Genomic DNA, 13085 nt, shown 5'->3' with positions numbered 1-13085 from the left:
CTGGTCAATACTGCAAAGCGTCAGGGCATTTCTGCCTTTGACGCCATTTCCCGTGCCCTTACCTCAAAGCAGACCGATTGGCTACTGGATTGAGCAATTACCAAAGATCTTACAGAAACAAATTTTTATTAACTTCTGGTTTATAAGCACACAGTGTTACTCTAAATTGAGTAGTATCATGTGCTGATAGATCAGCATAGATCTTGATCTAGGTGAAGGATCTTTGCGGGGAAGGTTTCGCCAAGCAATGGACTATTCTTTGGAGGCAGGAGGGTGCTAAGCAAAGAAGAATTTAGACAGTTGTGCGATCGCCTCACTCTTTCGGAAATGACACGAAAGGTTATTCAGGAGGTCCGGTCTTCTGATCCCTCACGTCGAGTTCTAGGTAACAGAGTTAGCGTTACAGGCTTTTATTCCAGCCGGAAAATGGGATTGACCATTCAGTTTGAGTCTCATCGAAATGAGTTAGCACGTATATACGAACTGGAGCATGATCCAGATGTGCTGGAATACTATGATCAGCCGCCATCCATCGAACTTATTTATCAAGCGAAGAGTGGGCGACAAAATCGACACCGGTATACGCCGGATTTCTTTATCATTCGTACTAACTCAGCAGGATGGGAAGAGTGCAAGACCGAGCAAGAGTTAATAAAACTTGGTCAGGATAGTCCAAATCGTTATCGAAAGGAAGAAGACAAAAAATGGCATTGTCCACCTGGTGAGGAATATGCATCAAGGTTTGGGCTGAGCTTTAACGTCTGGTCAGACACAGAGATTAGCTGGGTTTTTCAACAGAATTTCGTTTGGCTAGAAGACTACATCGGTTTAGAAGCATCTAGTGTGTCTGATGAAGCTAGTCAAGCTGTCGTTGCCAAAGTCGAAACAGAAACAGGAATCACACTTGCGGAATTGCTTCAGCAAGCTGAAGGCTTCAATGCAGATGATGTTTATACCTTAATTGTTACTGACCAGCTATACGTGGATTTGGAAAGGTTTAAGCTAGCTGAGCCAGAAACAGTGCGTATCTTCCTGAACAAAGAACTGGCTTTAGCATTCGATCGGATTACAAGCATCTGTCCTTCTAGTATCCCAACCAGCCTTCACAACGTTCAGATTGCTGTAGGATCGTCCCTGCTTTGGGACGGTGAGCTTTGGGTAGTAGCCAATACTGGTATTACGTCAACAGCATTATTGCGATCGGATGGAGAGTTCACTGCATTACCAAACCCCACGATTGAAAGATTGATATCAGAAGGGAAGATACTATCTCCAACTGTTGAGGAAATTGTTGAAACAAAGGCAGAAATCCAAGAGATCCTACGTCGTGCTCGTCCTGAAGATATTGAGGAAGCGAATCGTCGATACGAAATACTTCAACCCTACTTAGGTAACAATCCTCCTCCTGGACCCTCTAGTACAATTCGTCGCTGGCGAGATTCCTTTCGTAAGTCTGAAGAACTATACGGAAATGGATATATTGGACTTTTTTCTAGAAATCATGAGAAGGGAAACCATATGCTAAAGGTTGATGAAAATTCTCATCAATTCATGATCAAATTTATAGAAGAAAATTATGAAAATTCCAAAAACCGAAAAGTTCTTCGAGTCTATCAAAGTTATGTTGAAGCATGCTCCGCTCACGAACCACCGCTTATCCCATTAAGCCGAACAACCTTTTCCAAAGTAATTAATCAACGTAGTGGAGTTAATCAAACATTTAAACGCGAAGGTCGTCGAGCCGCTATTCAGAAGGAGCCGTTTTACTGGGAATTAGAAATTACTACTCCTCGACATGGTAATCGTCCTTTTGAGATTGTTCATCTAGACCACACAGAACTAGACATTCAATTAATTAGTTCCATTCAATCTCTCACTACTTGTAGCCAAATCTCTATTAGTGATGCAATAAAACATAATCTTGGTCGCCCTTGGGCTACCTTTATGTGTGATGCCTTTTCAAGAAGATTACTAGTGGTTTATCTCACCTATGAGGAACCAAGCTATCGCTCATGCATGATGGCATTGCGTATTTGTGTACAGCGATTTAGAAGATTTCCTCAAACTCTAATAGTAGATAATGGACCAGAATTTCACAGCCATTATTTCGAACAGTTAATAGCTTACCACTATTCCACTAAGAAGCATCGTCCTATAGCTAAAGCACGATTTGGGGCTGTCCCTGAAAGGCTCTTTGGTATTGCTAATACCCAATTCATTCATGAGTTGACGGGTAACACTCAAATCATGAAGAAACAGCGTCAAGTCACTAAATCAGTCAACCCTAAAACTTTAGCGACTTGGACATTAGATGCTCTTTACGAATCACTTTGTGAGTGGGCTTATGAGATATATGACAAGCGGGAACACTCAGCATTAGGTAAAAGCCCCCGCGAAGCTTTTAATGAGGGAATTGCATTAGGAGGTGATCGTTCACATCGGAGAGTTGAATATGATGAAGTTTTCCGCATACTAACTTTGCCTGCCCCTGATGGTGGTACACGGAAAGTACAACCTGGTTATGGAATAAAGATTCACAATATCTACTACTGGTCTAACGCTTTTCGCAATCCAGAAATAGAGAGATCCTCAGTAGAGGCAAGATATGACCCGTTTGATGCTGGGGTTGCTTATGCTCTCGTTCAAGGGCAGTGGGTACAATGTGTATCTAACTACTATCAGTATCTTCAGGGTCGTTCTGAAAAAGAAATTCGACTTGCTAGTGCAGATTTGCGTAAGCGTAAGCTTCTTCAAGGGCAAAAAACCATTGAAACTGACAAAGAATTAGTTCAATTTCTTAGTTCAGTGGAAGCGAAAGAAGGACGATTAATGGAAGAACGCCTAAAAGCTTCCGAAAATCGTCATGTTTTGCAAATGCTTGACGCTGGATTTGACGAGAATAGAAACCCTATTAATTCAAAAGCATCGCCGCATCAGAATATTGAGATTGTTTCTCAAATCAACTTAAACTCAAACTCTAAAGTTGACACTTTCAAAAATATTGCCGAAGAAAATAATGAAGGAGAAGCAAGAAGTGTTGAGGATGACGTAGATGACTTTGTATTTTATGGAGAGTTTTAATGCAACTAATGAATGGTTTTCCCCGTGAGCTATTAAACTCTTCTGTTCAGGAAAGGACAATCTTTTTTGATAACTATACAATGCCACATCCAAGGTTAGTTGAGGCGGTTAAACAATTGACAGACTCTATATACGAATCTTCTAAACCGCCACTCGTCTTTGTATTTGGTCCTAGTGGTGTCGGCAAATCGACTTTGATACGCAAGGTCAGAAAAACTCTCATTGAGTCTGCTTTACCTACTTTGTTTGAGGATAGAGCACGGATTCCCTGTGCAGTTGTTGAAGCTGCAACACCAGAATTTAGCAATTTTGACTGGAAGGATTTTTATGTCCGGGGTTTGACTGCTTTGCAAGAACCGTTGATTGATAACAAGGTTTCTCCTGATTTCGCTAAAAAAAAGCCTAATCCTGACAAAAACAAACTAAAGTTGCGCCTCTCTTTTGAAGAAGCATTACGTCAACGTCATCCTGATGCATTCTTTATTGACGAAGCCCAAAATCTAGGAAAGTTAAGCAGTGGACGTAAGTTGAAGGATCAGACAGATTGCATCAAATCTATTGCGAATATTTCTGGGGTTCAATTTGTTCTTGTTGGAACATATGAGTTAATAGTTCTTCGGAATTTAAGTGCCCAGTTATGCCGTCGTAGTATTGACATCCACTTTTCACGCTATCAATCAACTCCTGAAGATCTAAAAACTTTTGAAAATATTGTTAAAACTTTCCAATACTACTTACCGCTACCAGAAATGCCCGACTTAGCTAGCCATTGGGATTTCTGCTATGAACGGACGATTGGTTGCGTTGGGATTCTTAAAGATTGGCTATCTCGTACACTCAGTGCAGTCCTTAAAACTGATCCATCAGCAAAAACGATCACTTATAAAGATTTGATGAAGCACGCTTGGTCTGTAGAACAATGCAAAATTATGTTGACCGAAGCTATGGAGGCGGAGGGGAAGTTTAGGGACAAGGATGCGGGGAAGAATGATTTAAGAATGGCTTTAGGTCTAGTTGCCAGTCAAGCATCAATCACACAGGTGACTTCTCAATCTGATACAGCAACTTCTCAAGGAAAAGGAGAGCCTCGGAATGTAGGTAAGCCAAACCCAACCCGTCGTCCTACAGGAGAACAAAATGACGGTTGACTCAAGGATTATCTATGGCTCTTGGAACTTGGAGGAGCCGACAACTCCAACACGCAGCCGTTTATTCTGTTTAGAACCAATTGGTTTGGGAACAGCTTATGTAGAAAGTTTGACAGGTTATGTCGCTCGCCTATCTGAAACTCATTATGTTGAAACAGGAATGCTCATCCTAACCCAAATCGGTCCGCTGATGAAGGAGGGATACACATTTGATGGACGTGCAGGGGGCATAGATAAGCTATACGGGCGTTACACACGAGCCTTCAATGGAGCATCTAATTGGACTAGTGCTTTAATCTCAGCACTTGAACACTTGACTCTACGTCATGACTTAAAGTTTTTATCGGTTTTGCCTTGGGTTGAAGTAATTCCTCTCAGGTATTTGCTTCGCCCTAGCCGAGCTTGGTGTCCTGTCTGCTATCAGGAGTGGAAGGACGCTGGGAAGCAAATCTATGAGCCGCTTTTGTGGTTCTTTGATGCCATCAAAATCTGCTCCAATCACCACTACCCTCTTTGTACTAAGTGTCCATACTGCCAAAAAGAGAATAGGCCCCTTGATTGGTACTCTAGACCTGGCTACTGCTCTAAATGCAAGGAATGGCTGGGAACTAACCAGAATTCTATTCAAACAGATTTAGGAGAGCCTTTAAAGAGTGACTTGAATTGGCAATTATGGGCTTCTGAAAACATAGGAAGCCTACTTGCTACTGCACCTAGCCTAGTCTGTTCTCCATCTAAAGCAACTATCTCAATGGCGATCGCTGCCTATGTAGAGGGAACTTCTGAGGGAAATGTGTCCAGCTTTGCCAATAAAGTTGGTATAGAGGATCAACAAATTCATCGCCATATTAAAGGAAAAACTTTTCCCTCTTTAAAGACATTGTTACAACTTTGCAAGCATCTTGAAGTTACCTTACTAAAGTTTTTAACAGAGGAGCCTACAGTAGAAGATCTGGCAAGAGCATCTGCACGACTGCCTCAATTAAAGAATTCTACTAAAAGGGAAAGTTTTGTAATTCGACATAATCAAAGCAGTATAGAGCTTGCTTTAAAGGAGGCACTACTCGAAAACCCACCGCCATCGGTTACAGAGTTAAGCAAACGGCTCGGTTATGCAAGCTCAGGTCCATTGTACTACCACGCCTCAAGTCTATCTTACGCTCTCGCAGAGAAACATCTTGATTATGAAAGGGTGCGACGCTTCGAAAAAATGCGAAGTATCTTAGAGAGTACTCTTCAAAAGGAGGAATGTCCACCTCCCTCAATGCAAGATGTCGCTAGACAGGAAGGATTTAGTGTTCAGCTGCTAACAACCACTTTCCCAGAGCTATCTAGGGCTATTTCAGATCGTCATAAAGAGTATCGACAGATGCTCAAGACAGTCCGCATAGAAAAACTTCGCCAAGAGGTTAAAGAAGTTGCTTTTCAGTTAAATAAGCAAGGGATTGAACCTACACGTACTAATGTCTCAAACTGTTTAAGCAAGCCCAAGTCAATTGTGATGCAGGCTGCTATTGAAGCCTTGCAAGAAGTTCGGCATCAACTGGGTTGGGAAGGTTGACTTGAAACTAAGACTATGGATGAAATCTTCCCCTCTTATAATTCATGGGATCTCACTTTGCCTGAAGTTCCCCCACGCAGCTGGCTCTATTGCCTGCCTCCCGTAGGAATTGGTACATCTTACGTTGAAAGTTTGACTGGATACATTGCTCGCCTTGCTAGGCTTCACTACGTTAATACAGGCACTCTACTGGCAAAAGAATTTGTAACGTTTTTAAGACAACCTAATAGCAAGAGCTATCTTCATGGGATGAGCAGTCGTACAGAAGCTTTTAATGGAACAGGCGCTATGGCTGCTGATCTAGTCCAGGCACTGGAAAGACTTACTACGCAGAATAATTTAAGATTACTAACCATGCTAACCTGGGCCGAGGTTTTTCCTGCCAAAGGGTTACTACGCCGTAATCGTGCTTGGTGTCCTAAGTGCTACGAAGATTATCTCACAGGGAACCAACCAGTATGTGATCTCCTCCTATGGTCGCTGGAGGTAGTTAAAATCTGTCCTTATCACCGCCAGCCTTTGCATACTCATTGTCCTTACTGTGAACGTCAACTACCTTGTTTAGGATGGCTCTCTCGCCCAGGCTGTTGTTCTAAATGTGGAGAGTGGCTTGGTCAACAGCTTAAAGACACGGAAGAGGAGCCAGGTGGGTTGGATTGGCAGCTATGGGTTTCAGAAACTGTAGGGGATCTGTTTGTAAAAGCACCATCCCTACCTAGTCCACCAACAAGGGAAAGGGTTGCAAGGAAGCTAAGAGCCTGTATTGATCAAATAGCTAAGGGAAATACTGCCGAGTTTGCTCGGCAGCTTGAGATGCCCAAAAATACAGTTTGGCTGTGGATGTCAGGCAAGGTATTGCCACAGCTTGATGCCCTTCTAAAGATTTGCCATTATTTGGAACTACCTGTCAGCGATTTTCTCATAGAAACTGGTATTAACTTGGAAAATAGTGGGGCGATCAGAACATCTCACAGTCCAGTCATTTTCAATTCGAGACGCTCCGCTAGTAAATCATTCGATGCCTCCAAAATTCACTCTTTATTGAAAGAATTCCTTGACAACGATACATATACGTCCTGGTCAATGCAACGCATTGCCAAACAGCTTAACTATGATCCAAACTTTCTTCGCAGGCACTTTCCAGAACTTTGCCGTAATCTCTCTGGTCGATATTTAGAGTATCGCAAATCTAAACACATTAGTAAAATCAATCAAAAGTGCTTGGAAGTCCAAGAAATTGCAATAAAACTCTACGAGGAAGGGGAAGAGCCAACACGCAGTAGCATTTCCCTGCGTTTAGGTAAGCCTGCCTACTTTAGAGAGGAGGAGGTCTGCATGGCTTTAGATAAAGTACGGTATCAGCTAGGATTTCTTTAAAAAAAGAATCGAGAATCCATGCGCCTACCTGCCGAAGCGATCACCAAGGCTAGTAGACGCATGTTCATTTTATGCTTACTCAAGGGTATTTCGTAAGCATAAAATGAGCAGCCAATTCTGAAAGCATAAGATGAGCGGTTTGCTCATCTTATGCTTTCAATCACAAAGCGTGCCATCTTTTGTCCCTGAGTTGACTTCAGGTCGAGATAGCAGGGCACCCAACGAGGACCGTATTCCTGGTTATAGAGCACCGTCAGCCACAAAAGGGTGGGGTGTGGAGCCGGAATAAACAAAAATTGCTTGTATCGGGTGCAAATCAGTCGCTTTTCAATCTCAGATTGCGTCATCATGACCCAAAGCGTTGCCAGTGTCTCATTACTCGTCCGAATGGCATTGGGAAAGACAATTTCGGCGCGAGGTTTATCGGCAGGCCACGACGCTAACCGACAAATTTCTTCTGGGTTGAGCGAAGTCGGAACTTTGGGTGTTGGATTGATTGGCACCCGACCCACAAAATCCTTGAGGCGATCTCTCAGTTCTTGAGAGGCACTGTATTTTTGATAGAAAGGATCGAGTGCCTTTAACACCTCGTTGATAGATTGGGGGCGATCGCTCGGTGACTTGGCGAGGCAACTCATCACCAGGTTTTCAAGTGGCTTGGGCAACTTGACATTGGAGTTGGCTGACTCAAACGAGCGTGGGGGTTGTTGATGGTGTGCCCGATACCAGCCACCAAAGGTGTGTGTGTCTACATGCAGAGGCATTTTGCCCGTGAGCATCTGAAACATCATGACTCCGAGGCTGTAGATGTCAGAACGCCCATCTAGCTCGTGTCCCTCCATTTGTTCTGGTGAGGCATATGCCAGCGTGCCCATAAAGCAGTTGGTTTGACCGCTATCGGCTTGCAGCACTTTGGCAATGCCAAAGTCCAGAATCTTGGCTAACTCTCCAAAGTTTTCATCCTGGATGACCAGAATATTGCTGGGTTTGATATCACGGTGAACCACGGGATAGATTTCGCCATCAATCTCAATCCCCTGGTGAGCACACTGCAACCCTAAACAGACTTGTCGGGTCAATCGGACAAAGCGAGGCAATGGCAGGGGCTGACGGCTGATAACGTCGCTGAGGCTTTCCCCTTTAAGGTATTCCATGATGTAGTAGGGGATTTCGTCGTCATCCGCTCCATAATCCATCACTCGCACAATATTCATGCTGCGCTGCCCTAACCCCGCACAGGTTTTGGCTTCCTTTTCAAAGCGATCGCGCATCTTTTGATTCAACAGGGTTTGCGCCAGAAATTTAGCAGCCACCGGAACGCCACCCAAGAGGACGTCTCTGGCTCCATAAACGCGACCCATGGCCCCTTGACCCAGCAATTCCACGAGTTGATAACGATTGGACAAGATTCGCCCAATGTTAGGGTCAATCATCGCCACCTCACCGGGTCAAGATCCCCCACAGGGGTCAACAACTGCCAATCAAGCATTAACACATACTTCACAACAACAACAGCCGAGTAATTAATGAATACGATGCATTTTACGGAACTATGCAGGGAGAAACTATGCAGCGTTAGTTTTTTTGTCAAAACTGGTCTGTTGGACCCAGAATGAAGCGATTTGCAACCCTGAGTGCATCAGTTATTTTTTAGCTAAAGCAAAATAGAGCACTCTATAGCAACGTTGAGACAGTTGATAAGAGGAAGTTTGGAGGCTTTGCCCTCACCAGGAGTTCCCACCCTGCACCCGCCTTAATCAACCCTTGGGTTGGTATAGAAATACAATTTCTTAGAAATTGGCTCCAAACTAACAGTTTTAGGTGAATGGCATAACACTATTCTAACGGCTCAGCATACATGCCCTTTTATCAGGTTGCCCTCAATTATCACGAGACCTGTCATTTTTTGGAAAGGTGAAGGATAGATGGTTACTGCCCTAGATAGGCTTCCAAAACCTGAGCATTGCTTTGGATTTCGGTCGGTGTACCAGAGGCAAGGTTGCGTCCCTCGGCTAACACCCAGACGCGATCGCACAACGACATGATCACATCCATGTTGTGTTCGATGATCAAAAAGCTAATGCCCTCCTGGTTCCAGGTTCTAACGTGGTCACAAATCTGGTTGATCAGGGTTGGATTCACACCCGCAGCAGGTTCATCGAGCAGGATAAGTTTTGGTCTGACCATCAAAGCTCTGGCTAACTCCAGGAGTTTGCGTTGCCCTCCCGACAGAGCACCTGCATACTCCTGCGCCATATGAGACAGCCCTACAGAGTCTAAGATTTCGCTGGCACGTTGGCGTTGGTGTCGTTCCTCATGCATCACTTGCTTGGGACGCAACCAGACATTCCAAAAGCTCTCTCCGGTCTGGTGTTGCGTTGCCAGCAACATATTTTCCATCACGGATAGACGTGATAACACACGAGCCACCTGAAACGTCCGTACTAAGCCTTGTTGAGCGATTTGATAGGGGGGTAGTAGGTGAATTGGGTTGCCATCAAAATGGACTTCACCGCTATCAGAGCGAATGAAGTTAGACAAGAGATTAAACAGGGTTGTTTTGCCTGCTCCATTGGGACCAATCAGCCCGGTGATGCTGCCCTGGGGAACCTCAATTGAGGCGCGATCGACCGCTCGGATGCCGCCAAAGCTTTTGGTCAGACGATGGGCAGCTAACAAAGCAGAGGAGCGAGGCAAAGTAGCTTCCCTACTGGGGAGGTCACTGGTGGAGCGATCTGCCTTTTGAAATTGCGAGTTATCGACCAAGGGTGAGTTCCTCCTTTTTGCCCAAAACGCCCTGGGGTCGCCACATCATCAATACGATCAACAACAGCCCAATCACCATAATGCGGAATGCGCCCAGGCGAGCATCATCTAACGGCACGATATCTTCTAAGACAAAGCGGGTAATGGTTTGATATGCCCAGAAGAGAGTTGCTCCCAATAAGGTGCCTGGGTTACTCCCTGCCCCGCCTAAGACAACCATTGTCCAGGCGTTAAATGTGACGAGGGGTTGAAAGTTATCGGGGTAAACGGTGGTCAACTGCCAGGCATAGAGTGAACCAGCGATTCCGGCTAATCCACCGCTGAGCATTAAGACCTGGAGTTTGTACCAGAATACGTTTTTGCCGAGTGCCTTGGCGACTTCTTCATCTTCGCGAATGGCTTTGAGCACCCGTCCCCAGGGCGATCGCACCAGTTTCTCTACTGCCCAATAGACCAGAGCCACCAATAGCACAGAGATTAACATTAACCCGGTTTTGGTTGGGTTACGAGAATAGTGAACTAATGCCAACACAGCGTAGCGGTAAACAACCAGGCTCAAAATGAAGCCAATCAAATTTGCCGCGATGGTCAATCCGGCAGTCCATGCGACGACGCGCCGCGAGAGTTGACCTGATAGCCAGAGATAAGACCAGGCGATCGCGATGACTGTGGCTAACAAGCCTAAACCAATCACCCAGTTCGGCAAAATGTTGGAACTTCTGAGGAGCCGCGAGATCCAACCCAAAGCCACTAACGCCACTGGAATAGAGACTAGATAAACCAAGGCTTTAAAGGAGCCATTGAGGAGGATATGCCGTTCAACTCCTTGGGTAGTTTGCCGTACCCACCGCCACCACTGCCAATAGCCCAAACCCAGCACGCCTGTGAGTAACCCAATCATCAATGCCCGAACAAACCCATTTGGGCTAAGCTCTGCCAGGGGCAGGGGAAACCGTTGAATGCCAAACGTACCTTTGGTGAGCCAATCCTCATTGACTGCCACCAGGCGAATCACCTCTGATACGCCAATCGTAACGATCGCCAGATAGTCTGTCCGGAGCCGCAACGTTGAAATTCCAATCACTAGCCCTAACAGTGCTGCGATCGCAGCTCCCAGCAAGGTTGCCAGGAGCAGGGGAACTCCCGATAAACTCAGCAACACAGTGGCATAGGCACCCACGGCCATAAAGGCGACGTGACCAAAATTAATCAGCCCTGTAAACCCCCATTGCAGATTTAGCCCAATGCCAAAAATGGCAAAGATGGCGGTGAAGATAATCAGGGAAACAATAAACCCTTCCATAGGGCAAAAACACCAAGAGCACTGACTCTAACGATATCAGGTAGCAAGGGTTAGATGAGCAGGTGGGCCAGGGAGGGGTGTATCGTATCTAGTGATTGGGGGACTGAACCCGGCGAATAAATTCACGGCGATTGGAACGAAGTCCGCCATTTCTGTTATGTCCCTTAAGCCTCTGTCACCTTGCAAGTTCAGTCTGTAAACTGTGAGGTGATAAATGCAACGAGTTGGAAGTGTCCTTATGAATGCCGCTGCGCTTTGGCAACGTTATCAAGACTGGCTCTATTACCATGAGGGGTTGGGGTTTTATCTCGATGTCAGCCGGATGCGGTTTGATGATGGGTTTGTCGATGCCATGCAGCCCAAGCTGTCTCAGGCATTTCAGCAAATGACAGAGTTAGAGGCAGGGGCGATCGCCAACCCTGACGAAAACCGGATGGTGGGTCACTATTGGTTGCGCGACCCAGGGCTAGCCCCCAACGCCGAGATTCAGCAAGAAATCCACACCACTGTCGAAGCGATTCAAACCTTTGCCCAAAAAGTTCATAGCGGTGAGATTCACCCTCCGCTGGCGGAGAAATACACGGATGTTTTGTCAATCGGGATTGGTGGGTCGGCGTTAGGACCGCAATTTGTGGCAGAGGCACTGGCACCCGTCAATGCGCCGCTGACCATTCACTTTATTGACAACACCGACCCCGCAGGCATCGATCGCACCCTGGCAAAGCTGCAAGATCGGCTGTTTAGCACGTTGGTGATCAATATCTCAAAGTCAGGCGGAACCCCAGAACCGCGCAACGGTATGTTGGAGGTGAAGCGGGTGTATGAGCAAAAGGGATTGAAGTTTGCCAACTATGCGATCGCCATCACCACCGACGGCAGCAACCTGGACAAGCTCGCCAAGTCTGAGGGTTGGTTAGCCACTTTCCCGATGTTTGACTGGGTGGGAGGACGCACGTCTGAAATGTCTAGCGTTGGGTTGGTGCCTGCGGCTCTGCAAGGCATCGACATTGCTGCCATGTTGCGGGGGGCTAAGGAGATGGACGCTGCGACTCGCATTCCAGAGTTAAAACGCAATCCGGCGGCTCTATTAGCCCTCTCCTGGTATGCAGCAGGCAATGGCAAAGGGGAAAAAGACATGGTTGTGTTGCCCTACAAAGACAGCCTACTCCTGTTTTCGCGTTATTTGCAGCAGTTAGTGATGGAGTCTCTCGGCAAAGAAAAAGATTTGAACGGCAACGTCGTTCACCAGGGAATTGCGGTCTATGGCAACAAGGGCACTACAGACCAACACGCCTATGTGCAGCAATTGCGCGATGGGGTGGCAAACTTTTTCTTGACCTTTATCGAAGTGCTGGAAGATCGCCAGGGCGAGTCAATTCAAGTAGAACCGGGGGTGACATCGGGAGATTACCTGTTTGGTTTGCTGCAAGGCACCCGACAGGCCATTTATGAAAATCAGCGTGACTCGATCACCGTGACGATTCCCCAGGTCAATCCCTACACTGTAGGCGCACTGATCGCCCTGTACGAGCGGGCAGTGGGCTTGTATGGCTTCATGGTCAACATCAATGCCTATCACCAACCGGGGGTTGAAGCGGGTAAGAAGGCTGCCGCCGCTATTCTGGATTTGCAACGACGAGTCGTGCAGGTTGTCCAGGAGGCAGAACAACCCCTTTCCCTGGTGGCGTTGGCAGATAAGGTGGGAACCCCAGACCAAATCGAAACAATCTATAAAGTGGTGCGGCATCTCCACGCCAACCATCGCTTAGTGGCGGTGAGTGGTGACTTAGGAAAACCCGATAGTTTGGCGATCGCCCCCCTCCGTTAACTCCTGCTTGTGTGTCGCCCC

At 46.2% G+C, this 13085-nt stretch carries 8 protein-coding genes; 5 read left to right on the top strand and 3 right to left on the bottom strand.

The genetic code is table 11. From position 1 onward, the window contains the following. Positions 1-426: 426 nt before the first annotated feature. Genes H6G89_RS11395 through H6G89_RS11380 form a run of 4 tightly spaced genes read left to right on the top strand, consistent with a single transcriptional unit; the run spans position 427 to position 7167 of the window. The gene (locus H6G89_RS11395; protein WP_242059903.1) at positions 427-3081 is read left to right on the top strand and encodes a TnsA endonuclease N-terminal domain-containing protein; all 2655 of its coding nucleotides are present in this window, start codon (positions 427-429) and stop codon (positions 3079-3081) included. Then, positions 3081-4229 carry an AAA family ATPase gene (locus tag H6G89_RS11390; RefSeq protein ID WP_190506107.1) on the top strand — a complete coding sequence of 383 codons (1149 nt, stop codon included), beginning with the start codon at positions 3081-3083 and terminating at the stop codon, positions 4227-4229. The genes H6G89_RS11395 and H6G89_RS11390 overlap by 1 nt, the downstream gene beginning before the upstream one ends. Next, positions 4219-5790, top strand: a complete 1572-nt coding sequence (locus tag H6G89_RS11385; RefSeq protein WP_190506106.1) for a TniQ family protein — start codon at positions 4219-4221, stop codon at positions 5788-5790. The genes H6G89_RS11390 and H6G89_RS11385 overlap by 11 nt, the downstream gene beginning before the upstream one ends. A gap of 15 nt (positions 5791-5805) precedes the next feature. Next, complete coding sequence (locus H6G89_RS11380) at positions 5806-7167, top strand: helix-turn-helix domain-containing protein (protein ID WP_190506105.1); 1362 nt, start codon at positions 5806-5808, stop codon at positions 7165-7167. Positions 7168-7310: 143 nt separating this feature from the next. Here the strand turns inward: H6G89_RS11380 and H6G89_RS11375 are convergent, their stop codons facing one another. From H6G89_RS11375 to H6G89_RS11365, 3 genes are all read right to left on the bottom strand, one after another. Beyond that, positions 7311-8600 (bottom strand): serine/threonine-protein kinase, encoded by a 1290-nt coding sequence (locus tag H6G89_RS11375; RefSeq protein ID WP_190506104.1) that lies wholly within the window; start codon positions 8598-8600, stop codon positions 7311-7313. A gap of 496 nt (positions 8601-9096) precedes the next feature. After that, entirely contained in the window at positions 9097-9933 is an 837-nt protein-coding gene (locus H6G89_RS11370; protein ID WP_199336660.1) for an ABC transporter ATP-binding protein, read from the bottom strand. Further along, positions 9923-11236, bottom strand: coding sequence for a branched-chain amino acid ABC transporter permease (locus H6G89_RS11365; protein WP_190506103.1), 1314 nt, complete (start codon positions 11234-11236; stop codon positions 9923-9925). The genes H6G89_RS11370 and H6G89_RS11365 overlap by 11 nt, the downstream gene beginning before the upstream one ends. Positions 11237-11474: 238 nt before the next feature. On the opposite strand from H6G89_RS11365, the gene H6G89_RS11360 reads away from it, so the two are divergent. Further along, a complete protein-coding gene (locus H6G89_RS11360) occupies positions 11475-13064 on the top strand; it encodes a glucose-6-phosphate isomerase (RefSeq protein ID WP_190506102.1) in 1590 nt (529 codons plus the stop codon). The last annotated feature ends 21 nt before the right edge of the window (positions 13065-13085 follow it).

Source organism: Oscillatoria sp. FACHB-1407 (assembly GCF_014697545.1).
Lineage (GTDB): Bacteria > Cyanobacteriota > Cyanobacteriia > Elainellales > Elainellaceae > FACHB-1407.
Note: the sequence above shows the minus strand (reverse complement) of the source record. Positions and strands in the feature narration are given on the sequence as shown.

Excerpts from the sequence above, each read along its gene's own strand:
- H6G89_RS11395 (WP_242059903.1), top strand. The coding sequence starts at position 427 with ATGGGATTGACCATTCAGTTTGAGTCTCATCGAAATGAGTTAGCACGT.
- H6G89_RS11390 (WP_190506107.1), top strand. The coding sequence starts at position 3,081 with ATGCAACTAATGAATGGTTTTCCCCGTGAGCTATTAAACTCTTCTGTT.
- H6G89_RS11385 (WP_190506106.1), top strand. The coding sequence starts at position 4,219 with ATGACGGTTGACTCAAGGATTATCTATGGCTCTTGGAACTTGGAGGAG.
- H6G89_RS11380 (WP_190506105.1), top strand. The coding sequence starts at position 5,806 with ATGGATGAAATCTTCCCCTCTTATAATTCATGGGATCTCACTTTGCCT.
- H6G89_RS11375 (WP_190506104.1), bottom strand. The coding sequence starts at position 8,600 with ATGATTGACCCTAACATTGGGCGAATCTTGTCCAATCGTTATCAACTC.
- H6G89_RS11365 (WP_190506103.1), bottom strand. The coding sequence starts at position 11,236 with ATGGAAGGGTTTATTGTTTCCCTGATTATCTTCACCGCCATCTTTGCC.
- H6G89_RS11360 (WP_190506102.1), top strand. The coding sequence starts at position 11,475 with ATGAATGCCGCTGCGCTTTGGCAACGTTATCAAGACTGGCTCTATTAC.